Raw genomic sequence first — 21,547 nt, forward strand, 5'->3', positions numbered from 1 at the left:
GAACAGAAGATACCGGTTGCCGGGCTTATCCTCATCTCGGGCGGGCCGGGCCTGCCCGGTCGGGCCTGCCCGGCCGGGCCTTGCCGCGTCCCCCGGCAACTGCGCTCAATGTGGCGGACTATACCGAGACTGCGGCTTATCACCGCAAATTGAGCGGCACGCCCGCGGATGAACGGCGTGCGGCGGAAGCCTAGCCGCGTACGGTCTGTCTGCTCGCGCTGGAAAGCCCTGCTAAGCTCACCGCCGCGGACCGGACACGCATCGTAGCCGGACTCGCGCGACTTACGGGGGTGCCAGCGGATGCGGTCGATCGAACGACGCTATCGATCTCGCCTCGCAAATTCCTGCAATCACTTCTGAAGTCAGAGCGCAAGACACTCAATATGTTCGACATGCGGCTTACCGCCGAGCCGCCAGTGGCGTTCAGCGCGGCGGTTGAGCGCTATTTGCGTCGCGACCTGCGTTATGTCACCGCTTTGCCTTATGTGGGCCTGTGGGACACCCGGGAATGTACCTGCCAAAATGGCAAGGCCGAGCCAAGAGTCGGCGAACGATTGAATGATGCGACTGCCTCGATGTCAGAGGCGGAAGTCGCCGAAGCGGTAAAAGCGGCGGCGGCGAGCGGTGACGGCCCGCCAAAGCTCGGGCCGCCACTGCCTGCGGTGGACGAAGCGGTTGCGATCAATCCTCGGCTGCGGGTGTTGGTCGTTGCCGGACGCTTCGATTCGCTCGCCAGTTGCGCGGGCAATGACGAGCAGCAGCGCCGCCTACCAGTCTCGCTCAGTGCCGCCATGACGTTCAGCTGTTACGATGGAGGCCATATGTTTTATCGGGACGAACATGTGCGTAGCCAATTCACCGATGCCGTCGCGTCGTTTAAAAACGGCGGGCGGTAAACCTCTGCGCACACGCGGTCGCGCGCAACGCGCCTTCGAACGTCACTTTGCAGGCATGGATGACGCAATGCCACGCTGGCGACTTTGCCGGGGCCGCCCTCCGACCAGACGCGAACGCGCCGAGCCAACGGCTTCTTGTGCGATCCCGCAAGATCGCGAGCGCAACATGCCTGGCGGGACGGTGACCTCGCTCACCGTGAAGCGTGCCGCAACGAGGTGAAAAGGTTGACTGGTTCAAGGTTCAGATCGGAACATCGGTTGTCTGCTTTATCTGCTTCATCGCGAAACTTGAGTTGATCGACCCGACGCCCGGTAGATGCAGTAGAATCCGCTTCAGATATGTCTCGTAGTCCTCGATGCTGCGGGCCATCACGCGCAGGACATAGTCGCTCTCCCCGCTCATCGTGTAGCAGGCCACGATCTCGGGATGTGCCAGCACCTCATGCTCGAACGCTTCGAGTACCTTTGACTCGTGGTTCTTGATCTTGATGAAGGCCAGCACGTTGACCGGATAGCCCAGCGCGACTGGATCCAGAATGAGCGGTCGTCGCAGGATGATGCCTGCATCCTCCAGCCGCTTGACACGTCGCCAGCATGGCGTGTGCGAAAGGCCTATCCGCTCGGCCAGCTCAGCCATGGTAAGGTGCGGCTCAGCCTGAAGCTTCCGCAACAACTTGCGATCCATCGCATCGAGCTTCGCGGGTTCCGCAGATTTGCGCGAGTCGGAGGATGAGATTTCGTCGTTAGCCATCCATCCGAAATATAGTTCGAAAGGAACTCGCGTGGCGAGGAGAAATGGCAAAATTCTTGCGGCGATGCGATGCTAGTCAAGCTGAATGAATGACGACCTGCCCGACGCGCCCCTCAGGCTTCACATTCCGGAACCCAAGGCCCGCCCAGGGGACAAGGCCAGTTTCGCACATCTTCGGCTCGCCGATGCCGGGGTGGTTTCATGTCCTGCACCGACGACGCCGGAGGACCAATTGCGGCATTTGCCCCACACCTTGGTCCGCGTGCTGGATGACGGAGGAGATGCTCGGGGCGAGTGGGATCCGCGCCTAGATGACACGGTCGTTCTGGCTGCGCTCGAAGCGATGGTCCGCACGCGGGTGTTCGATGAACGCATGTTTCGGGCGCATCGGCAGGGCAAGACCAGCTTCTACATGAAATCGACTGGCGAGGAGGCGATCGCGGTCGGACTAAGCCTGGCGTCGGGAAAGTCCGACATGTGCTTTCCGACCTATCGCATGCTCGGCTGGCTGATGGCACGCGGCTACCCGCTGACCGATCTGGTCAACCAGATTTATTCGAATGCGGCCGATCCATTGAAGGGCCGTCAGCTGCCGATCCTCTACTCGGCACGCGACTTCGGTTTCTATTCGCTATCGGGTAACCTGGGCAGCCGCATCGGTCATGCGGTGGGCTGGGCGATGGCATCGGCTTATCGCGGCGAGACTTCGCTGGCTCTCGGAATTGTTGGTGACGGCACCACGGCCGAGGGCGCGTTTCACGAAGCGATGACATTTGCCGCAGTCTATCACGCGCCTGCCATTCTGTGCGTCACGAACAATCAATGGGCGATATCGAGCTTCGCTGGCATCGCCGGCGGGGAGGAGACGACCTTTGCAGCCAAGGCGCTGGCTTATGGCATCCCCGGCTTGCGCGTCGATGGCAACGATTTGCTCGCGATTTGGGGCGCGGCTCGGTGGGCCGCCACGCGCGCCAGGGCCAATCTAGGTGCCACCCTGATCGAGTTTGTCACATATCGTGCCGAAGGTCATTCAACGAGCGACGATCCAACTCAGTACCGGCCGCATGATGAAGCGAAGGCGTGGCCGCTAGGCGATCCAGTCGAGCGGTTGAAAACCTACCTCATGCGCCGGCAGGCATGGAGCGAGGACCGGCACCAGGAGCTGATCGAGCGGCTGGGTCATGAGGTGAAGCAGGCGATGAAAGCCGGCGAAGCGGTCGGATCGCTGGGCGCGTCCAAGCCACCCGTAAGCGAGATGTTCGAAGGCGTTTTCAGCACCGCCGACTGGCGCCTGATCGAGCAACGTGCCGAGTTGGGAATTTAGCCGATGCCTTCGATGACCATGATCCAGGCGTTGAACTCGGCGCTCGCCAACAAGCTGGAGCAAGATCCCGACGTGCTGATGTTCGGCCAGGACATCGGTTATTTCGGTGGCGTCTTCCGCGTGACCGATGGATTGCAGGAGCGGTTCGGCTTGCAGCGCTGTTTCGATGCGCCGATTGCCGAAGGCGGCATCATTGCCGCGGCGATCGGCATGGGCGCCTTCGGCCTGCGCCCGGTCCCCGAAATTCAGTTCGCCGACTATATCCTGCCGGCATTCGACCAACTGGTGAGCGAGGCTGCGCGGCTGCGCTATCGCTCAGGCGGCGAGTTTTCCGCACCAATCACGGTCCGATCCCCTTATGGAGGGGGCATTTTCGGTGGGCAAACGCACAGCCAATCGCCCGAGGCGATCTTCGCTCACATCACCGGGCTCAAGACGGTGATCCCATCAACACCCTATGATGCTAAAGGCCTGCTGGTCTCGGCGATCGAGGATGACGACCCGGTCATTTTCCTCGAACCCAAACGGCTTTACAACGGCCCATTCAACGGACGGCCCGATCAGAAGGTGGCGAGCTGGCATGGGCATCCTGCCGCAGAGGTCCCCGATGGCTTGTACCGGCTTCCGCTTGGCAAGGCGGCAACGATCCGCAGCGGGGAAGCGGTGACGATCCTCGCCTATGGCACGATGGTCCATGTCGCGCTGTCAGCCATCGAGGAATGTGGGATTGACGCGGAATTGCTCGACCTACGCTCCATCGTCCCGCTGGACATCGAAGCCATCGAGGCGTCAGTCAAAAAAACCGGCCGCTGCATCATCTTTCACGAAGCGTCGCGCTTTGGCGGCTTTGGCGGCGAATTGTCCGCTCTGGTTCAAGAGCGCTGCTTTTACCATCTTGAAGCGCCTGTCGAGCGCGTCTGCGGTTGGGATACGCCCTATCCTCACGCGTTCGAGTGGGACTATTTCCCGGGGCCCGCGCGGCTGATCAAGGCAATGTCCCGCGTCATGGAGGCCCGTTGATGGCTCGTTTCACGTTCCGTTTGCCCGACATCGGCGAAGGCATCGCCGAGGCCGAGATCGTGGCCTGGCACGTCAAGATTGGCGATCGCGTCGAGGAAGACCAGCAGGTCGCCGACATGATGACCGACAAGGCGACGGTCGAAATGGAGTCGCCGGTGTCGGGCGTGGTGGTCGAGCTGGCCGGCGAGGTCGGCGACATGGTGCCGATCGGGTCGGGGCTGATGGTGGTCGAGATCGAGGGGGATGCGGCTGAGATTGAAGCTGCGCCGGTGAGCGAGCAGGTCGAGGAAACGATCGAGGCCGAGAATCCGGGCGTCGAGGAAGTCACTGCTCCCCTCCCGCCTGCGGGAGGGGCTGGGGGTAGGGCTGTTCAGGCAGCACCGTCGCCCGTCGCAGAAGAAGGCCCACCCCCGACCCCTCCCGCGAGCGGGAGGGGAGAAGAGCGACAGGTTCTTGCCTCGCCCGCGGTGCGGCAGCGGGCGAAGGACCTGGGCGTAAATCTCGCTCACGTGAAGCATGATGGCCAGCATGTCCGCCACGCCGATCTTGACGCATTCCTGCGCTATGGTTCGGGCCAGGGCTATCACGCCCCGCACGCCAGCCGGGCGCGGGAGGACGTGCCGGTCAAGGTCATCGGGATGCGCCGCCGCATTGCCGAGAATATGGCGGCGGCGAAGCGGACGATACCGCACTTCACCTATGTCGACGAGATCGACGTGACCGCGCTGGAGGAGATGCGCGCCGACCTGAACGCCAATCGTGGGCAGCGGCCCAAGCTTACCATGCTGCCGTTCATGATCGTCGCGATCTGCCGCACGCTGCCCGATTTCCCGATGCTCAACGCGCGCTATGACGACGAAGCCGGCGTGGTGACGCGGCATGGCCGGGTGCATCTCGGAATGGCGACGCAGACCGATGCCGGCCTGATGGTGCCGGTGCTGCGCGACGCGCAGGACATGAATGTGTGGCAGCTGGCGGCCGAGATCACGCGGCTCGCCGAGGCGGCGCGGACCGGCAAGGCAACCTCGCAGGAACTGTCGGGCTCGACGATCACGATCACCTCGCTCGGTCCGCTCGGCGGGATCGCGACGACGCCGGTGATCAACAAGCCCGAAGTCGCGATCATCGGCCCGAACAAGATCGTCGAGCGGCCAGTGTTTGACGGCGATGAAATTCGCCGTGCTAAGCTGATGAACCTGTCGATCAGCTGCGACCATCGCGTGGTCGATGGCTGGGACGCGGCGAGCTATGTCCAGGCGGTGAAGAAGCTGCTCGAGACGCCGGTGCTGCTGTTCGCGGATTGAGGCGCATTTCACCGCAGGTCATGGGACTTGAGCGACGCCGAGGCTTATGTCTTATGGCGCGGGGTTCGCTGGCGCGCTTCGGGATATGCTGGTCGGGCAGCTTGTAGAATGGCCGGAGGCACGCAGCGCCGCTGGCGCGCAGTCGTTGGCCCCGCCGAACTGCTCGACCTGTCCACGCATTGGCACTGCAACTGATCGATCGCGCCTTCAGGCGCATCGCGGGAGGTGGCTGAGGTCGAGCGGTTGCTCGATAAGGTGAGGCTTGAGCACCCGATCATCGAGCAAGGTTGACCGAGTCGAAGCGGACATGCGCAGGCGTCCCGCGAGCGCCGACAGCAACAACTCGATAAGCCTGGCTTTTAGCCGGCGTGGCAGGCCAATTGCGCCGTTGTCGCGCCGAGGAAGCTACGAGACCGCGCGAAGCAGCGATTGCACCGGTGTGGCCGTAAGTTGCGAAGCACCTGCGAGCCGTCACTTCTAGCCCCTGCCACCAGGTTACTCAGAAGAGCCTTTCCATGCGTTTGAGTCGCTCGATCGGCACTAGGCCGAAATAGCGGCTGTCGAAGCCGTGCGCATGCAGCGAGCCAACATAGACGAGTCCATGGGGGATAATGCCAGAGTTGCTGGCGGGGCTAAGCAAGACGCCGCCACGGCCGCGCCGCAGGCTGATTCCCAGCGGCGCGTTGTTGCAGAAGAAGCTCGCGGTCGCGTGGGTGTCGCTCGCGGGTCGCTTTGCGATCCGCAAGCGTTCCCCGGGCATGCATAGCGCATATTTGGTGACGCTGACCGGCGTGGGACCGGCGATTGGGTGCGATAGGGTGAACTGGACGAGATCGCCCTTGCGGATCGCGCCTGGCGCGGGCGCGACCGCCCAGGCATCGATCGACGGGCTCATCACCAGGGTGACCCGCCCCAGCAGCGAGGCGCTCAGCAAGCCGGCGGAAACCGCAAGCAGGATTGCCCAGAATAGGCGCTTCGTCGCGCGGGCGCGGTCGCCATCCGCTGCGAGTGCCGCAGCCGCGTCGCGCGGGAGGGCGGCAAGCCAACGTGTCGCAGAGGCCGCAAGGTTAAGGGATAGCCAGCAAAGTCTGAGCATCACGGACCTCCGCGGCGCCGCCAAGGCGCCGATATTCATCGAGCAAGCCGTCAAGCGCAGCGTCGCCATAAATGAGATGACGCGCGCGGGGACTATCCGCATCGCGCTCGCAATAAGGTTGAGTCGGATCGCCGGGGATCATCGCCAAGGCGGGCACGCGCGCGACGCCATGCTGGCGGAACACCAGCGGATCGACGATCACCTGGACGTCGCGCATCGCGCAGGTCGGGCCCTCGCACCCAGGATCGAGCCGCAGGATCTGCGCGGTAAGCTTGGCCATGGGCGCCACCTTGCGCATCCCGCCCGGCATGCCGCGAAAGGCCATCACACCGCGCGCGCGTTCGAGCTGCGCTGCATAGGCACGCAGCACCGGGAGCGGCATTGAGGACGACACGAACAACACTGGGACCCAGCCAGTTGGGGTAGGGGCGGCGGCCTTTGCGACATCGGCCACGTCGCTGGGCTCGAGTCCGAGCGATTGGCGCAGACGCTTGGCCATCGCCTCGCGTTGCGCGGCGAGTTGTGCTTCCCCGGCTGCCACGCCCGCGCGTGCTCGGGTCTCGATGTCGGGCGTGACCTTGTGCTGCTTCAACCCGTCGAACGCGCGCCGCCGCATCTCGAGCGGCAATTGCGCGGGAGGGATTGGGGAGGGGTGGGATTGCGCTTCGGGCTTGGCGCGTCCAATCGAGCCCTTGAGACGCTCCATCGCGGCGTCGCCCTCGCGCTCGATCCTCTCCTTGCCGGTTTGCTGTGCCAGGCTCGGTCCGGCGAGGAGCAGCGCGACGCTCGCGAGGGCGCTACTCGCCGATGGCCTTGAGATAGGCATCGATCTTGTCCTTCATGTCGATTTGAATTTCAGCGGCCCCGCGCGCCTGAATTTCCTCATAATATTCCGTGAGATCCATCTTCGCGAAGTCGAGCGCCTGGAACTCTTCCGGCGTGAAGCCGCGGCAGAGCGGTTGTCGGGGCGTGCCCCAGCCGACGCCATTGAAAGACTTGAGCTGCGGTCGGCCCTGTTCCTGCAGGATGCGGCCGAGCTTGGTATTGAAGCAGCAATGGCCCTTGGCCTTTTGCAGGCAGATGCCGAGGAAGCTCGAACTGCAATAGCTGCCGACCTCATGGCACATGCCCGAGGCGCGGAGCATCGCGGTTTCCATGTCCTGCTGGTCACAGCCATTGAACAGCAGTTCGATCATCACGTTCACGGCCAAGCTGATCGCCAGCGAGGTCGGGTCGAAGCCGAGCAGCAAGGCGTTCGCGCCGCTGCTGGCTGCTTGGGCGGCGGTCGCGCCGGCCCGGAACGCTGTATAGGCCGCGCGCATGCCCTTGAAGACACCCTGGACGACGGCGATCTTCGTGCCGATCGACCCGATCGAGGACCCCATGCCGTCCTTGATGATCTTGCCCTTGTCCTTGCAGCAGCTGGCAAAGGTGACGCTGAGGCCGGGCGGCCGGCAGCGCATGGCGCGGCCACTGAAGATCTCGATCCGACCCATGCAATTGCCATCCGCATCGACGCCGCCATTTGCCGGCGTGCCCGGATCGTCGATCGGCGGGACCTCCTCGAACGGCGTGGTCGCGGGATCCGCGCAGCGATGGGGCGAACAGACCGGCGTGCCGCCGTCGGCGGGAACGCCGCAGCCATGCTCGTCACCGAGCGGGCAGCGATATCGGCCTTCCGAAGAGACGACACAGGCGGTCTGCTGGAGCGGGCAATGATAACCGGCGCTGGTCGGCATGCAGGCGGCGATCTCGCCCGGATCGGCGGCGTCCCCATTGCCGTTGAGGTCCGCGGCGCAGATTTGCGACGTGCCGGGGCTGCCCGGGGGGATCTGCGGCGGGGTCGGCTGCCCCGGGTCGGGCGGCCGTGTCGGTGTCGGCGGCTCTGCGGGCCCGATCGGTGTGGGCGGCTCCGTGGGCTCGTTCGGCACTGTCGGATCGACGATCTCGGGCAGGGGCGCCGGATCGGTGGGATCGATTTCACGCGGCAGTTGCGGGAGGACCTGCCCGGTGCTCGCCAGCCAATTGCCTGAGCCCGGGTGGTCGGTGACATCGCGCGCAGCGGCGAACTGCGTCATCACGAGGAACGCCGCGATCGCGAGCAGCACCAGTGCGACCTTGCCCGGCGGGAACCAGCTGCGCGCGCTCATTGCGGCGACGTCGTGCAGAGGAGGTCGGCGCCGGCCAGTCGTACGGTCTGCATCATCACCACCGCTTCGGGAAAGTCATCGAGGCAGCCGCAGGCCGAGATCAGCTCCTCGCCTGGCCCTACCGGGCAGACATTGTCGGTGCCGCAGCTGTGATAGTAAGTGTCGAACGAGCTCGGATCGTTCTGCTGGCTGCCGATCACGCCCTGCGGCGCGGTCGCCGTGTTCACCTTGGGGGCGCGCGTCTTGCAGATCGGCTCGCACGCCGGCACCGCGCCGCGATCGGGCAGGCTGAACGGGCGTATCGTCTCGGTTGCGCCGCCGGTGGTCGTGCGCATGCGATCCGCGAGCAGAGTCTCGGTCGAGCGGTCTAGGATATAGGCGCCGCGGCTGAGATCGGGCGCGGGCAGGGCGGTGCTGTCGATCTCGCAGCGATAGCTGCGCTCGCGCAGGAAGAAGTCGCGTTTCAACTCGATCGGACAAGACGACGTCCCGAACTGCCGCGTCTGCGGCAATGGCCGTAGCCCCGTGTTCACGCCGTTGCGGAAAGTCTGCACGCCGTCGACCGTCTCGCTGTCGATGCGGCACTTCTTGTCCTGCGCGATGGCGGCGCAGTGATCGACGAGCTGCTCGCTCGACTGGCAGCTGTCGTTGACCTGGATCTGGAAGCGCGCGCGCGCCTCGCCCTTGTCGGCGACGGCGACGCGCAGCCAGATTTCGTGCTCGCCCTTGGTAAGGTATGACTTGATGTCGAGATTGGGGCTGGCGCTGAAGCGGTCGCTTCGCTCGCACTTGGCGGGTGGCAAGCCGAGCGACGACCAGCCGCCTGGACCCGATGCGATCAACTGCCCGTCGATGCGCAACTGCGCCCAGTCATCGGCATAATAGTCGAGCAGCCGCGCAGCGACGATTCGATCGGGCGCATCGACTCGCAGGGTCATTCGAAAGTCGATCAGGCCGCAATTGCCGCCGCGCAGCGAGTTCTCGCCGGGTGATCCCATGGCAAGGTCGAGCGTCTTGCCCGTGATCGTCACCGAATAGCCGCCCGAGACTCGCTCGACGATGTCCTCGATGCCGGGCTGCCGCACCTCGACCTGGCGCTCGATGGTGCAGCGGCGCTGCTGGATCGCCTTTCCCAACCCCGCGGGCGAGCCCGTCAGCGTCTCGAACAGCGAACTCGATGCGGCGGTCGCCTGCGCGTCCCCTGCGATCGTCACGGGGTTGGCACGGTAGGCGGTCTGCGGCAGCTGCGGGCTGGCGGCACAGGCCGTGGTCTGCGCGCCGGTATACCGGATCAGCGGCCCGTCGGTCACGGCCTGCGCGATGCCGAAGCGTGGATCGGCGGTGGTCAGCGCACCGATCATGCCACCGCCGAGGTCGCGCAGCACCGAGGCCAAATTGCCCCAGGCGAGGTTCGCGCCGCAGCTGTTGTTGATGCAATAGCAGCCGGCAAGCTCGTCGAGCGCCGCTTCGCTGAGTTTCAGCTGACCTGTCCCGTCGACATTCCAGCGAAAGTGCTTGCACTGCGACCAGCTGCCGGGCTGGCACGAGATCACGCCATTGGCGCAGATGCCCGATACCGGAGCGGGCAGAGTGGCGCGGCTGTCGATCTTGCCGTCGAGATCAGTGTCGCGCGCGATCTGCACGCTCATGAGGTCGCCGGTAGCGCCAGGCTGCGCCAGCACCTCGAGCAGCGTCGCGGTCTTCTGGCAAGCGAGGCTGGGATTGAAGCTTTGCCTGCCGTCGATCGTGCTGACCGGCTGACCGGCCAGGCCCGGCGTCACATAGTTGCGCTGCAGCGCCTCGCTGTCGCCGGACTTGGCGCGTGCGGCGGCCGCGGCCGACCGCGCTCGATCCTCGACGCTCTGACCCGCGGCTTGTGGTGTGGCGCCAAGAAAGACCAGCGCGGCCGCCGGAACGACACAGGCCTGGGAGAGGAACCTGCATCGCCAGACGAGAGGGGCGCCCGCGCTGGCCAAGGGTGGAGCGGCGCCAAGGGGGCTTGGTGGCGCCGCTCCCGCCACGCGTGCCAGCCGGCGGCCATCCAGGCCTTGGCGGGCAGACCGTAGGATACCGGCCGGACACGCGGGACGTCGGGGAAGCGATCGGCTCATGGCACCGGGATCCCGGCGCAGCAGATCACCTTTTCGAATAGCATGAACTGGGCATTGTCCTCGCCCGGGGCGTGCTTGCCGCTCGTCCAGAGCGCGCCGGGCCGCCCGATATTGACGCACTTGCCGCCCTTGACCGGCTCCATCAGCTGCAGCTTGTAACGCGACTTGGTCCAGATCGGGCTCGGCTTGAACGAGCAGCCATCGGACGAGCTGATGGTGAGCGCGCCCAAGCGCCCCATCATGAAAGTGCCGCGCGCCGCCAGCCCCGCCCACGCCTCGACGCTGTCGCCGAAATGGATGTCGCCCGCGATCGGATAGGTCGATCCCCAGCTCCCCATGCACCAGAAGAGCGGATCGATGACCTTGCCGGCTGCCGCCGCCGCGCTGTCGGCCATGCAGGCAAGCCCGGCGGCGGGATTGCCGAACAGGATCGCCTCGGGCTGGATGATCGCGCCCAAGGTACCCGACTGCCAGGTCGGCAGCACTTCGGTGATCAGGGCGACGTCGAAGCCGTCATCCTCGATGCACGGCAGGTCGGTGAACATGTCGAGCATCTTCCAGACCGGCGAGATGTAATAATGCATTTGCGCGAACATCTTGTGCGTGTTTGTTCCGTCCGAGATCGAACTCTGGCTGCCCTGCAGCTTGCCGCCCGTCGCCATGATGTCGGCGCCGAGCGCCATCATGCAGCCGGGCTCGGTCACGACATCGATCATGCGATTGGGCGACCAGAAGGAAACCTTCACGCCGAACCAGAATTGCGCACCCTTCCGGCAGGCGCAGAGCGGCTTGGATGCCGATTGCGCGTCGAGCGCCTTGTCGAGCTTGTCGTGGCTTCCGATCCGCACCCCGCCGATCGTGATCGGGAAGATGCAGTTCCAGCGAACCTTGGTGATCGGGTTGAAGATGGTGCCGGCCTTACACTTCGAGGCCTGCGCTTCGGAGGGGACGATCAGGAGGGTGAAGATGCCAGCGATCGTCAGCGCGATGCCTTGACGAGACAGCGTCGGGGCCGCTCCCGGCATTTCATTAGTTGTCTTGTGCGTACAATCGGCGTACAGATCGTTAGAGCGAAATTGAGAAGGAAATGGGCCATGAGCGCGATCAGTGACGCTGCGGCAGCAGTCGATGAGCGTGCGAGCGAGCGCATGAACTTTCGCGTGAAGCCGCGTGTGAAGCAGGCGATTCAACGCGCGGCAGCGCTGTCTGGTGTCGATGACTCGGTGTTCGCGGTGACCGCTCTGTACAATGCTGCGTTGGCGACCATCTCGACGCACGAGCACACCGTCGTGACCGAACGAGATTTCAAGGCAGTCCTTGATGCACTGGATAATCCGCCACAGCCCAGTGACCGGATGCGGCGCGCCGTTGAAGGATACAAGCGGCGCGTCAAAAGCATTTGATGACCGATGATCGAACACGAACTGACGATCGAGCCGCTTGATACGAAGCGGCACGACAGACGACATTTTTCGTCCGGCGTTCCCCAAGTCGACAACTACTTCCAGAAGACGGCCAATAAGCTCACAAAGGCCGGTAATCTGCGCGTTTATGTCATGACGACCAGTGCGGGTGATGTTGTTGGATTCTACGCGCTGAACGCGCACAGCATCCATCACGTCGAACTGCCGGACCGGTACGCGAGATCCAGCCCGGGGCATGGCGACATCCCGGCTGCATATATCGCGATGATCGGCGTCGATGCCCGCTATCAAGGGCAAGGGTTTGGCGGATTCCTGCTGTCGGACGCGCTCCAGCGCATTCTGCGTGCGTCCGAAATGGTCGGGATTTCGGTCGCGTTGCTCGATATTCTCGACTGCGGTGATCCAGCCAAGGTGGCGCGGCGCCGCAACCTTTATCTTTCCTACAATTTCCAAGCCTTGCCGGATGCACCGTTGCGGCTTTTCATGCCGGTCGCTTCGATCGCGCTGCTCCCATTCTGAGTGACTGCCTCCAACCGAGGCACGTTTCGGGCGGATCATCGAGCCAATGCCTTTTCCATGCCGCGCTGACGCGGGCCAAATTCGGTGAGCACGAGCTTCTGCCCGGCCTGCGCGACGATCACGGGCGCAACGGTGAGGCCGAGCCGGTCCTTCATCCGTTCTTCGAGAATGTAGATCGCGCGACCGGTGCGTTCGCTGAGTTCGATCGCATCGCCGGCGGTGACAATCACGAAATCGGCGGGTCGCGCGGCGGCGAGTGCCCAGCCAAGGTCGCGCGGGTGAGCGATCACCAGGCGTTGCGGCAGCTTCACATAAGCCAGCGGATTGAAGCTGAAGCCCTTGGGATAGAGCAATTTGCCGTCGGGAAGCCGGATTTCGGTGTCGAGCGTGTAGAAGGGCACGACGTCACGCGTGCGGTCGGCAGGCGCGATGCCGAGCGCAGCGGCGCGGAGCGCAGACCAGTTGCTGCGCGGACCGAACTGCGCCGCCATGTCCTTGGGCTGGCGCGCGACGCGCGCTGCGATCTCCGCCATCGCATCGGGTTCGGCGATCGGCCAGGTGCGTCCGATCGTCGCCGTCGAGCCCGGCTGCGCCGGGCTTGCCGCCGCGCCCGTGAGACCGAGCAGGGCCGCGCCGGCGAGCAGGCCGGCGACCAGCGCGCCTTGCGCGATCGCGACCCAGCGGGTGGCGGGATCACCGGCCATCGCGGCCTCCGAAATCCTCGGGCGCCGGCAGGCCGCACAGCGCGACCATGAATGCGGCCGCCGAAACGAAGGTCACGGGCCAGACGACCCAGCGCAGGTCGAGCGCCAGATCGGGCCGCAGCATCGCGAGATAGAATTCGACGAACAGCAGGACATAGCCGCCGACTGCGAGCCGCAGCGCGCCAGGCGACGGATCGGGCGAAACGAGACCGTTCATGCGTGCCTCCGCCGGCGCAGCCGCGCGCAGAAATGCGATCCGGCCACCGTCACGCCGAGCAGCAGCGTGCCGCCGGCGATGCACGAAGCGCCGACGAGCAGGGCGGCGTGCATCACGACTCCCGCTGGCTGGCCGATGGCGAGGCCCGCCGACCCGACGACCGCGGTGATCACGGCCGCTTCGATCAGGACGATGCGCAGCCGCCAGCGGATCGCTTCAGCCTTGAAGCGCTCGGTGACGCGCTGCTCGATGACGCGCTCGAGTTCGGCAGGGTCATCGAAGCGAAGCGGCAACTGCGCTGGGTGGACGAGCGATTTCTGCCTCATCGCCGAGCCTCCATGACGGCAGCGCTGCTGGTGCCGAGAATGCCTGCCGGATCGACCCCGGCGAGGCGGCACACCGCTTCGAGCGGCGACAGGCCGGCGCGGATCAGCGCATCGAATGCCGCGACCTCGTCGGGCGCCGAGGTGTTGATCCAGTAGGAGAAGGGATCGACAACGAGCCGCGCGATGCCGAGGCCAAGCGGCGAGTCGATGAAGACCTCGCTGTAATTGGGCTTGGAGTTGCGGACCGATTTCAGGAGCTCGAGGACGAACCCCGAATAGTCGAGGATCTTGTTCTCGACCGCCTTGTCATAGGTCGAGCCCTGCAGGAGGAAGCGGGTCGCGGCATTTTCGAGGATGACCTGGCCGGTGCCGCCGAACAATTGCAGATCGTTCATCGACTGCAGCACGATTCCGAACGAGCCGCGATATTTGCGAGCTCGGCGATAGCCCTGGCCGAAGGCTTCGGCGAGCCGCGAGAGATCCTGTCCCTCGGTTCGCGTCATGAACTGCGCCGCTTCGTCGCACAGCACGAAGCGCGGGCGGTCGCGCGCCGAGAGGTAGAGCTCCTGGGTGACCGCGTTCACCACCACCATGACGATGACGTTGAACAGGTCGGGCATCGATTTCAGCCGTTCGAGCTCGAGCACGACGAACTCGTCGGAACGGATGTCGAGCGTCGAGGGGCCGTTGAAATAATGGCCATAGGCACCGTCCGACCCGAAATCGCGCAGATTGAAGGCGAGCTCGCGCGCCACCGGCACGAGATGCTCCACGCGATCGAGATCGCTATGCGTGTTGGCAGGGTAGGTGCCGAGCCACTCGCGCACGGCATCGACCCCGCGATCGGCGCGTCCGGTGTCGATCGTCCACTGCACCGCGGACTTGAGCAGATTCCATTGCGAGGTGCTCACGCCCTTGCGGGTCGAGGCGTTCGCCATCTCGGCGACGATTGCGACCGCCATGGTGATCGCCGACTGTTTGTCGTCGCCGTCCAGCGCCAGCCCCATGTCGAAGGGGTTGAGGACCAGATGCTCCTCGCCGATATCGATATAGCGGCCCGAGCAGAGCGTGCAGAGCTTGCGGTAGCTGCCGCCGATATCGATGATGCGGATCAGGGCCGAGCAGGCATAATATTGCTGGCAGAGATTGTTGAGCAGGAAGCTCTTGCCTGCGCCGCTTTCGGCCGAGACGATGAAATTGTAGTTGTTGATGCGCGGATCGAACAGGTCGAGCGTGACGAGCTGGCCCTTCCGCCCGGTATAGAGCAGGGCGGGGCGTCCGCCGCCGCGAAAGTCGGTCTGGATCGGCGCCATCAGCACCGCCGCCTTGGCCGGCATGCGGAAGTCGCGCTCGAGCATGCGCAGTGTCGTGCGGTCGGGGTAAAGGCCGAACGGCAGGCTCATGACGAGCAGCGTTGGATTGAGATAGCTCTCCTCCTGCATCGAGAAGGGGAGTGGCTCGCTCTCCCACAACCGCTTGGCGCGCGCGGCGAGTTCGCGCGCATGGTGCCGGTCGCGCCCGAAGACCCAGAGGGTCGGGATCACGCGGACGAACTTCGAGTTGCCGGCCTCGTCGAGGATCCAGCCGATCTCCTCGATCTGCTTGCCGACCTCGACCGCGAACGAGCCGGCCGCCTTTTGCGCCGACAGGATCTGCGCGCGCTTGTGGATCTCGAACTGCGAGTGATCGAACAGGATGTTGAGCGTGTAGAGGAACGGCCCGCCAATCTGGTCACTGTCCTCGGCGCTCCCGCGCATGCCGCCCAGCAGCCGGTTGGCGCGCTCGGCAGTGATGCGCCGCGCCGGCGCCTTGGGCGTCAGGCAGCGCGCGACCTGGTTGCCGAGAAACACCTCAGGGCCTTCAAAGGCGAGGTCGGGGCCGGCGTCGATGATCTGCTTGGCGATCGGCGGCGCATCGATCGTCGCGCCATCGGCGAACACGCCGGGCGCGCCCTCGCTGACGCCGTTGAAGATGCGGCGATAGAAGGCGATCGTCTCTTCGGGCGCGAGCCGGCGAATGCCGAGCTTGGCGAGCTGCTCCTCGACCTGGCGGCGCAGATCCTCGTCGAGCGGGCGCCGCGTCTTGATCGAGAGGAAGGTGCGAAAGTTGCGAACAGGGATATCGTGCAGTGCCTTGAGGCCATGCCGTCCGCCGCTCAGATATTCGCGGGTCTGGCGCGCCGACGCCTGGATCAGCGGATCGTCGCGCGTCTTGAGATCGAGAAACGCGTCGAGCGTATCGTCGATGAGCGGATCCGCGAACGTATGCAGCTGCAGGACGGTGCCGTCCGGGAAGTGGATGTTGAGCAGTCCCTGCAGCGCGCCCTGGACGTGCGCGAACATATAGGCGCTCGGCACGATCTCCCAGCCATGACCCCAGCAATCGTCGACGCAGAGGAAGGCGTCCGTCTGCGGATCCCAGGCGATCAGCGGCAGGAAATCGGAGAAGCTGTCGCGCCGGACGCTGTTGCGCAGCCTGGCGTAGCTGAGAGTCGAGGCGCGCGCGCTCATTGCCGCGGTTCCGCGCTCGGGCCTGCCAGCGGCGCCGTCTCGGCCGAAGGCTCCTGCACCTGGCCCAGCATCGGTGCCTGCGCGGCGCGCGACGACGGGGAGACCAGGGTTCCGCCGACCACCCAGGCTGGCTTGTCGAGGATCGAATAGACGTAGCGCGGCATGTAAAGCCGGTCGGGGCGCTGCCGGTCGGCATAGGGCAGGATGAGCGTGCGCACGGTCCGCGCGGGCTTGAGCATCGGCGTCACCGGCGCTTCGAGCAGGCCCTTGAGCTCGGCATAGACGCTGTCGCGATAGCCACCATAGGCCGATGGCGGCGCCTTGCCGCGCCTGGTAACTGATGCGACGGTCCCCTGGTCGCGCAGGATCGAACGATCGTGCGTGACCGCCGGATCGGACTTCGAAACAATGCCGGCGACGGCGTCGGCATGGGCCTGTTCGGGATGGATGCACTGCCCGTGATCGTTGTTCTTGCAGCTGAATTTCTCGGAATAGGGCGACATGACCGAGCCGAGCGTGGCGCAGCCCGGGAGCAGGAGCGCGGTCGTGGCAATCAGCAGGGAGCGAGCGCAGCGGCGCGCGACGGGGGCGGTCATCGGCTTGGTTCCTGAGATTCGAGGGAGGCGGGGCATCAGAATTTGCTCCCGACGCTGGGCTTGATCTCGAGCGCGATCCCTTCCTGGATCACGACCACCACGTCCTTGGCGGCGCCGACTTCGACGACCGGCCCGGCCTGGCGCGCGAGATCGAGATAGAATTCGGTGAGCTTGTCGGAGGAGCGGGCGAAGCCACCCGCCACACCAGCCTTGGCCGCGTCCGCCGGATCGAGCGAGCGCACCGAGCCAAGCGCCGAGGTCGAGACGTCGCCGACGCTGCTTTCGACCGTTTGTGCGATTCCCGAGATCGTGCCAGCGATGAAGGAGCGGGCGAGCGTGGCGCCGGCGCGCGTCACGACCTTGCCGGAGAGCCCCTTCTTGCCGTCGGCATCGACGAAAAAGCCCTTGATTGGTTGATCGACCACAGCGCGCTCGTCGAAATCGATGCACGAGATCGACACGAGCTGGACCTCGACTCGCTCCTTGGCGAGGCTGCCGGTCGCGTTGCCGACGACGAAACAGCCCGAGAGGTTCGCCTTGACGTCATTCGGGAGCACGGCGGGGGCCTGCACACGCGCGATGATCGGTTCGGGGTTGCTCGTCGCATCCTTGCTGGCGAGCGCGTCGATCCCGGTCAGCAGCCGCGCCTTCATGAAACCAGGCGGCAAATAAATCGTGCGCAGCTTTTTTTTTGAGCCTTCGGCCCCGGGTGCCGCGGGCGCTGCACTCGTTGCCGCGCCGATGGCGCCGACCTGGCGCTCGACCGGCGGTGCGGGCGGGGCCTCGGGCGCAGTCGCGGCCGGCGGCATCGGTGGAATGTTGCCATCGGCGGATGCTTCCGGCGGCGCAGGCGGGAAAGCGGGGACCTCGCCCGGAATGGCCGGCGGCAGGTCGCTGCCGTCAGCCGTCGCGCTGGCCGCACTTCCGCCTGGCGCAACCTTGCCTTCCTCGATTGCGGTGACGCGATCGCCGAGCAGGGACTGGCCATCGAGGATCTTCTGCAAGTCGCCGCGCAACTTGACCTCGAGACTGTCGCCGCGCAGCCCCGCACCCATATCGAGCTTGATGGCTTCGGCGACGTTCGTCGGCTCGGGCGCCGTGCTCGAGCTCGCCGAATAGAGCCCGTAGCCCGCGATCCCGACCATCGCCGCGATCCCGAATTGCTTGGCGCGCAGCTTCTGGTCCGACGTCATGCGTTCCCATTGCGTGCGCACGTCGAACAAGGCGGGCCGGGCACCCGGAATGTGTCCGGGGCCGGTCGGCTCGGCGTCAGGCGCCGATGGTGCTGGCGCTGTGCCGCGATCATCGGGCCCGCTCACAGCCCGGCACTCCGGCGGATGACGATGAGTCGAGCAGCGTCCCCGGCAGCGAGGTTGAGGCGGTCGAGCGTGACCGCAAAGATATCGGCGCCGAGCGTCGAGTCGAGAAAGGCACGTTCATCCAATGTGACAGCAGCGGTGCTTGTCACCAGATATTCGCTTGCGGTGAGGCCTGAACCTTCGACAGCGAGACGACGCCGCTCGCGGATTTCGAGGTCGGGCAGATCCGTGATCGCCAGCGTGGCTGCGCCCGGCGCGACCTCGGTGAAGGAGCCGGGCACGCGGTCCTGCAGCAGCGCGAGCGTGATCGACACGACTCTTTCTTCCTCGACCAGCGGGCCGAGCAGCGCATCGTTGCTGCGGGCGCGCTGGCTCGCGCCAGGAACCAGGGTCACCGTCTGCGCCGGGATATCGGCGGGTTCGGCATAGAGCGGGTAGATCGCGCCGTTGCAGGCGACATAGAATTCAGCAGCCGTCGTCACGAAATTGCGCGACTTCATCCCTGCCTCATCGACTTCCTTGACGAGGAACTTGATCCACGCGTCCGACCCGCCGCGCTCGACCGCGATACCCTTTTCCGCGGAAAATTTGACGTCCTCGATCTCGCCGCCGACGCACACCACATGGTTGACGTCGCGGTTCGACAGGCGGATGCGGCTCGTCTGGTCCGGCAGCGCCGCGATCGACTGGGCAAGGACGGGGGCGGGGCAGGCAGCGCACAGCGCTGCCACGCTCAAGGCAAGCCCCGAGCGCTTACCGGGGACCGGCATTGAAGTGCTCCTCGTGAAGGGACGTCAGCCAGAAGCGGCCATTGTCGATGACGTATTTGATCCGAAGCGTGCCCTGGAACTTGCGGATCACGCCGCCGATCACGCGCACCTTCTCGACCGGCACGACGATCTCGGTGCCGGTGTAGGTGACCGGCTGATCGGTGCGGACATAGCTCGCGATCGACAGCGTCGGGTTGCGTGCCAGTTCGTCGAGCAGCGCGTTCAGGCTGTCGCGCAGACCGTTATAGGCCGACGGATGGACTAGGCTCAGCAGCTCCTGGAACTGCTGGTCCGCCGAATAGGCCGAATAGGTGCCAGACAGGCTAACGATGTTGCGGGTGATCGTGCGAAGATAGGCTTCTGACGGCTCGTTCCCGGTGACGTAGAGATCGCCCCCGGCGCCGAACGGCACGATCACCGTTCGCTGGTTGAGGGCAGAGGTGTAGAGCACCGTGCCGAGCACCGCGCTGACGCCGAACATGCCGAGAATCGCGAATTTGAGCAACCGGTTCTCTTCGAAGAGATTGGCCGAGCCGAGCAGATAGCGGTGCAGATGCCAGCTCGGCCGCGTGTCGCCGATCATGTCGGCGGGCGCCTTGCGCCGGAACGGATGTACCATTGGCCCTACTCGTAGAAGCGGGTCTGGGTCGGACCCGGATAGTGACGGAAGCGAAGCAGGCCCCAGCGCCAGGCGGCGTGCGGGATGAACCCGCGCGGCTTGGTGCGCTTCCAGGGAATGAAGAGAAGAAGAGCGCCGATGAGCGCCCACCCGACCAGCCCGCCGACGATCACGGCGACGAAGATGGTCGACATCACGACGATGAATTCCTGGCTGTCGAACCAGAGGATCTGGACCGGCCGGTGCAGGAATTGTGGAAGACGTTCATCCAACGCTCTTCTCCCTTGCTTCATCACGCGCGAGCGTGATTTCCGAGAGGTGACCATCACCCCCCAGCTCTTCGCGGCCGCCGCGGCGCGGCGGCGCGTGCCCTCAGATCACCATCCCGAAGGTCTGCAGGATGGAGTCCGCCTTGATGAGGCAGACCGCCGCGACGATCGTCGGGATGCCGATCATGATGTTCGAGAACAGGCGCGAGACGCCGAACAGGAAGGCCGCGACACCGCCGACGAAGCCGAGCGGGCCCTTGACGCCCTCGTTCACGACGATGTTATAGATGTCGTAGCCGAGGTCGCCGACCTGCGGCGCCGTGAAGGCGCTGGCCGCGCCAGCACCCGCGACGAGCGCAAGCGCCAGCAGAAGTCCGGAGTCGGCGACACGTGCGCTCCGCGACAAGGTGAGTTTGAACATCGATGGTCTCCACGAAACGGGAGCCGTCCGGGCAAATGCCTGCCGGCACGATTGAAGTCGTTTCCGGCCGGAAGCGGCACTGGACAGCTCCCTGGGGAGCGCCGCCACCGGCATACCGGTTCTCGCTTCGCTGCCCGGACGCGCGGGACGCCGGTTCGGAACGAAGGGAGACCCGCCAGAGTGATCGAGCGCCGCGTTTCCGGTCTCAGGCCGGAGGTCAGGGCCTGGCATCGCTCGCGCCCTGCTGCCGATCGAGGAACGCCTCGATCTCGGCCTGCTGGAAACCCGAGATCATCCGGCCTTCCACGAAGAGGGTCGGCGTGCCGGAAACGGCGAGCTTGCGCACGATCTGGCCATGGGCAGTGACCGTCGCTTCGCCAGTCGCGCATTTCGTGAGGGTCTTCGGCACTGCGCCCGAATAGATGGCCCGGAACGCGGCAGCGCGATCGGGCGAACACAGGATATGCTCGGCCTTGGCCGCAGCTTCAGGATGAATGCCGCTCACGAAGAAGATGAACCGCTGGACCTGCTTGCCTTCGGCTGCCTTGGCGGCCCAGAACCGGTCGAGCGCTTGGCAGTACGGGCAGTCGGGATCGGTGAACTCGATGACCTTGGGCGCACCTGGCGGACCGATCACCAGCGCCTGGCCGGTATCGATCGCGTTCAGCCGCTTGCGCGCACTGGCATCCTGGGCAAGCGCGGTGACGTTGACGCCGTTCCGGTCATAGACAGCTGCGAACAGCAGGTGGCCGCTTTCCGGTGCGAAATAGATCATTTTGCCGCCGGCATTGGCCTGATATAACGGACCCTTCACAGGCGCCGGTCCGAAGTCCTCGAACTGCAGGTTCGTGAAGGTCTGGCGTAGAGCTTGTTGCGCGTCCTTCGCGGCGGCCGCGAGCGGTTCATCCGAAGCGACAGGCGTCTCCTGCGCCAGCGCCGCGCTCGCGAGCAGCAGCGCTGCGCTCACCGCGACGCTAGCGCCGCGCTGCATGGGTCGCCTCCGTCGCTGCGGTGCCGCGCTCGAGGACGACCCGGTCGATCTTGAGGTTATCGCCGATCGACACCTTGGCCGGATGCTCAACTGACCAGCCCCCACCGAGTGGTCCGAGCGGATTGTTAGTGCATTGACGCTTCCATCTCCAGTGTTGGCCGTAGGTGGAGCGAAGCGGAACCGGAGGGCGACACTGGAGATGGGACGGCC

General features: G+C 65.2%; 23 protein-coding genes and 1 pseudogene. 6 read left to right on the top strand and 18 right to left on the bottom strand.

The features are described from left to right. Positions 1-383 precede the first annotated feature (383 nt). On the top strand, positions 384-896 hold the full coding sequence (locus tag M9978_RS20220; RefSeq protein WP_254296406.1) for a hypothetical protein: 513 nt from the start codon (positions 384-386) through the stop codon (positions 894-896). A 241-nt stretch (positions 897-1,137) separates the two neighbouring features. On the opposite strand, the gene M9978_RS20225 is transcribed toward M9978_RS20220, so the two are convergent. After that, positions 1,138-1,647: an Lrp/AsnC family transcriptional regulator gene (locus M9978_RS20225; protein WP_254296407.1), complete on the bottom strand. Its 510-nt coding sequence runs from the start codon at positions 1,645-1,647 to the stop codon at positions 1,138-1,140. An 85-nt stretch (positions 1,648-1,732) separates the two neighbouring features. On the opposite strand from M9978_RS20225, the gene M9978_RS20230 reads away from it, so the two are divergent. The 3 genes from M9978_RS20230 to M9978_RS20240 are packed head-to-tail and all read left to right on the top strand — an operon-like array spanning position 1,733 to position 5,295. Then, positions 1,733-2,971, top strand: a complete 1,239-nt coding sequence (locus M9978_RS20230; RefSeq protein WP_254296410.1) for a thiamine pyrophosphate-dependent enzyme — start codon at positions 1,733-1,735, stop codon at positions 2,969-2,971. Between the two features lie 12 nt (positions 2,972-2,983). Next, a complete protein-coding gene (locus tag M9978_RS20235; protein WP_254296414.1) occupies positions 2,984-3,991 on the top strand; it encodes an alpha-ketoacid dehydrogenase subunit beta in 1,008 nt (335 codons plus the stop codon). Then, a complete protein-coding gene (locus M9978_RS20240) occupies positions 3,991-5,295 on the top strand; it encodes a dihydrolipoamide acetyltransferase family protein (RefSeq protein ID WP_254296419.1) in 1,305 nt (434 codons plus the stop codon). Before M9978_RS20235 ends, M9978_RS20240 begins: the two co-directional genes overlap by 1 nt. Before the next feature lie 499 nt (positions 5,296-5,794). On the opposite strand, the gene M9978_RS20245 is transcribed toward M9978_RS20240, so the two are convergent. From M9978_RS20245 to M9978_RS20265, 5 genes are all read right to left on the bottom strand, one after another. After that, on the bottom strand, positions 5,795-6,229 hold the full coding sequence (locus M9978_RS20245; protein ID WP_254296421.1) for a S26 family signal peptidase: 435 nt from the start codon (positions 6,227-6,229) through the stop codon (positions 5,795-5,797). A 133-nt stretch (positions 6,230-6,362) separates the two neighbouring features. Continuing rightward, a complete protein-coding gene (locus M9978_RS20250; RefSeq protein ID WP_254296422.1) occupies positions 6,363-7,217 on the bottom strand; it encodes a type-F conjugative transfer system pilin assembly protein TrbC in 855 nt (284 codons plus the stop codon). Next, positions 7,189-8,541: a conjugal transfer protein TraN gene (gene traN, locus M9978_RS20255; RefSeq protein ID WP_302054132.1), complete on the bottom strand. Its 1,353-nt coding sequence runs from the start codon at positions 8,539-8,541 to the stop codon at positions 7,189-7,191. The genes M9978_RS20250 and traN overlap by 29 nt, the downstream gene beginning before the upstream one ends. Beyond that, positions 8,538-10,517 carry a hypothetical protein gene (locus tag M9978_RS20260; RefSeq protein WP_367305138.1) on the bottom strand — a complete coding sequence of 660 codons (1,980 nt, stop codon included), beginning with the start codon at positions 10,515-10,517 and terminating at the stop codon, positions 8,538-8,540. Before M9978_RS20260 ends, traN begins: the two co-directional genes overlap by 4 nt. Before the next feature lie 131 nt (positions 10,518-10,648). Continuing rightward, positions 10,649-11,677 carry a TraU family protein gene (locus M9978_RS20265; RefSeq protein WP_254296427.1) on the bottom strand — a complete coding sequence of 343 codons (1,029 nt, stop codon included), beginning with the start codon at positions 11,675-11,677 and terminating at the stop codon, positions 10,649-10,651. 69 nt (positions 11,678-11,746) lie between these two features. On the opposite strand from M9978_RS20265, the gene M9978_RS20270 reads away from it, so the two are divergent. Further along, positions 11,747-12,055 carry a type II toxin-antitoxin system TacA family antitoxin gene (locus tag M9978_RS20270; protein ID WP_254296430.1) on the top strand — a complete coding sequence of 103 codons (309 nt, stop codon included), beginning with the start codon at positions 11,747-11,749 and terminating at the stop codon, positions 12,053-12,055. Positions 12,056-12,061: 6 nt separating this feature from the next. Next, positions 12,062-12,595: a GNAT family N-acetyltransferase gene (locus tag M9978_RS20275; RefSeq protein WP_254296432.1), complete on the top strand. Its 534-nt coding sequence runs from the start codon at positions 12,062-12,064 to the stop codon at positions 12,593-12,595. A 35-nt stretch (positions 12,596-12,630) separates the two neighbouring features. Here the strand turns inward: M9978_RS20275 and M9978_RS20280 are convergent, their stop codons facing one another. From M9978_RS20280 to M9978_RS20335, 12 genes and pseudogenes are all read right to left on the bottom strand, one after another. Continuing rightward, positions 12,631-13,299, bottom strand: a complete 669-nt coding sequence (locus tag M9978_RS20280; RefSeq protein WP_254296434.1) for a conjugal transfer protein TraW — start codon at positions 13,297-13,299, stop codon at positions 12,631-12,633. Then, complete coding sequence (locus M9978_RS20285) at positions 13,289-13,516, bottom strand: hypothetical protein (protein ID WP_254296435.1); 228 nt, start codon at positions 13,514-13,516, stop codon at positions 13,289-13,291. Before M9978_RS20285 ends, M9978_RS20280 begins: the two co-directional genes overlap by 11 nt. Then, positions 13,513-13,842: a hypothetical protein gene (locus M9978_RS20290; RefSeq protein WP_254296436.1), complete on the bottom strand. Its 330-nt coding sequence runs from the start codon at positions 13,840-13,842 to the stop codon at positions 13,513-13,515. Before M9978_RS20290 ends, M9978_RS20285 begins: the two co-directional genes overlap by 4 nt. Further along, positions 13,839-16,352 (bottom strand): TraC family protein, encoded by a 2,514-nt coding sequence (locus M9978_RS20295; protein ID WP_254296438.1) that lies wholly within the window; start codon positions 16,350-16,352, stop codon positions 13,839-13,841. The genes M9978_RS20290 and M9978_RS20295 overlap by 4 nt, the downstream gene beginning before the upstream one ends. Further along, a complete protein-coding gene (locus tag M9978_RS20300) occupies positions 16,349-16,948 on the bottom strand; it encodes a TraV family lipoprotein (protein ID WP_254296440.1) in 600 nt (199 codons plus the stop codon). The genes M9978_RS20295 and M9978_RS20300 overlap by 4 nt, the downstream gene beginning before the upstream one ends. 35 nt (positions 16,949-16,983) lie before the next feature. Then, positions 16,984-18,267: a TraB/VirB10 family protein gene (locus M9978_RS20305; protein WP_254296441.1), complete on the bottom strand. Its 1,284-nt coding sequence runs from the start codon at positions 18,265-18,267 to the stop codon at positions 16,984-16,986. Further along, positions 18,264-19,037, bottom strand: a complete 774-nt coding sequence (locus tag M9978_RS20310; RefSeq protein ID WP_254296442.1) for a type-F conjugative transfer system secretin TraK — start codon at positions 19,035-19,037, stop codon at positions 18,264-18,266. Before M9978_RS20310 ends, M9978_RS20305 begins: the two co-directional genes overlap by 4 nt. After that, the gene (locus tag M9978_RS20315; RefSeq protein ID WP_436977209.1) at positions 19,021-19,620 is read right to left on the bottom strand and encodes a TraE/TraK family type IV conjugative transfer system protein; all 600 of its coding nucleotides are present in this window, start codon (positions 19,618-19,620) and stop codon (positions 19,021-19,023) included. The genes M9978_RS20310 and M9978_RS20315 overlap by 17 nt, the downstream gene beginning before the upstream one ends. Before the next feature lie 41 nt (positions 19,621-19,661). After that, positions 19,662-19,928 carry a type IV conjugative transfer system protein TraL gene (locus M9978_RS20320; RefSeq protein ID WP_069319539.1) on the bottom strand — a complete coding sequence of 89 codons (267 nt, stop codon included), beginning with the start codon at positions 19,926-19,928 and terminating at the stop codon, positions 19,662-19,664. Positions 19,929-20,028: 100 nt separating this feature from the next. After that, positions 20,029-20,346 carry a hypothetical protein gene (locus M9978_RS20325; RefSeq protein ID WP_254296445.1) on the bottom strand — a complete coding sequence of 106 codons (318 nt, stop codon included), beginning with the start codon at positions 20,344-20,346 and terminating at the stop codon, positions 20,029-20,031. A 217-nt stretch (positions 20,347-20,563) separates the two neighbouring features. Continuing rightward, entirely contained in the window at positions 20,564-21,337 is a 774-nt protein-coding gene (locus tag M9978_RS20330; protein ID WP_254296447.1) for a DsbC family protein, read from the bottom strand. Between the two features lie 125 nt (positions 21,338-21,462). Continuing rightward, a pseudogene (locus M9978_RS20335) lies at positions 21,463-21,547 on the bottom strand (integrase catalytic subunit); the annotation flags it as partial.

It is taken from the genome of Sphingomonas tagetis, from assembly GCF_024211275.1.
Lineage (GTDB): Bacteria > Pseudomonadota > Alphaproteobacteria > Sphingomonadales > Sphingomonadaceae > Sphingomonas > Sphingomonas tagetis.

What these genes read in the sequence shown, in the direction of transcription:
- M9978_RS20220 (WP_254296406.1), top strand. Translation starts at nt 384, where the DNA reads ATGTTCGACATGCGGCTTACCGCCGAGCCGCCAGTGGCGTTCAGCGCG.
- M9978_RS20225 (WP_254296407.1), bottom strand. Translation starts at nt 1,647, where the DNA reads ATGGCTAACGACGAAATCTCATCCTCCGACTCGCGCAAATCTGCGGAA.
- M9978_RS20230 (WP_254296410.1), top strand. Translation starts at nt 1,733, where the DNA reads ATGAATGACGACCTGCCCGACGCGCCCCTCAGGCTTCACATTCCGGAA.
- M9978_RS20235 (WP_254296414.1), top strand. Translation starts at nt 2,984, where the DNA reads ATGACCATGATCCAGGCGTTGAACTCGGCGCTCGCCAACAAGCTGGAG.
- M9978_RS20240 (WP_254296419.1), top strand. Translation starts at nt 3,991, where the DNA reads ATGGCTCGTTTCACGTTCCGTTTGCCCGACATCGGCGAAGGCATCGCC.
- M9978_RS20250 (WP_254296422.1), bottom strand. Translation starts at nt 7,217, where the DNA reads ATGCCTATCTCAAGGCCATCGGCGAGTAGCGCCCTCGCGAGCGTCGCG.
- traN (WP_302054132.1), bottom strand. Translation starts at nt 8,541, where the DNA reads ATGAGCGCGCGCAGCTGGTTCCCGCCGGGCAAGGTCGCACTGGTGCTG.
- M9978_RS20265 (WP_254296427.1), bottom strand. Translation starts at nt 11,677, where the DNA reads ATGCCGGGAGCGGCCCCGACGCTGTCTCGTCAAGGCATCGCGCTGACG.
- M9978_RS20270 (WP_254296430.1), top strand. Translation starts at nt 11,747, where the DNA reads ATGAGCGCGATCAGTGACGCTGCGGCAGCAGTCGATGAGCGTGCGAGC.
- M9978_RS20275 (WP_254296432.1), top strand. Translation starts at nt 12,062, where the DNA reads ATGATCGAACACGAACTGACGATCGAGCCGCTTGATACGAAGCGGCAC.
- M9978_RS20280 (WP_254296434.1), bottom strand. Translation starts at nt 13,299, where the DNA reads ATGGCCGGTGATCCCGCCACCCGCTGGGTCGCGATCGCGCAAGGCGCG.
- M9978_RS20285 (WP_254296435.1), bottom strand. Translation starts at nt 13,516, where the DNA reads ATGAACGGTCTCGTTTCGCCCGATCCGTCGCCTGGCGCGCTGCGGCTC.
- M9978_RS20290 (WP_254296436.1), bottom strand. Translation starts at nt 13,842, where the DNA reads ATGAGGCAGAAATCGCTCGTCCACCCAGCGCAGTTGCCGCTTCGCTTC.
- M9978_RS20295 (WP_254296438.1), bottom strand. Translation starts at nt 16,352, where the DNA reads ATGAGCGCGCGCGCCTCGACTCTCAGCTACGCCAGGCTGCGCAACAGC.
- M9978_RS20300 (WP_254296440.1), bottom strand. Translation starts at nt 16,948, where the DNA reads ATGACCGCCCCCGTCGCGCGCCGCTGCGCTCGCTCCCTGCTGATTGCC.
- M9978_RS20310 (WP_254296442.1), bottom strand. Translation starts at nt 19,037, where the DNA reads ATGCCGGTCCCCGGTAAGCGCTCGGGGCTTGCCTTGAGCGTGGCAGCG.
- M9978_RS20315 (WP_436977209.1), bottom strand. Translation starts at nt 19,620, where the DNA reads ATGATCGGCGACACGCGGCCGAGCTGGCATCTGCACCGCTATCTGCTC.
- M9978_RS20325 (WP_254296445.1), bottom strand. Translation starts at nt 20,346, where the DNA reads ATGTTCAAACTCACCTTGTCGCGGAGCGCACGTGTCGCCGACTCCGGA.
- M9978_RS20330 (WP_254296447.1), bottom strand. Translation starts at nt 21,337, where the DNA reads ATGCAGCGCGGCGCTAGCGTCGCGGTGAGCGCAGCGCTGCTGCTCGCG.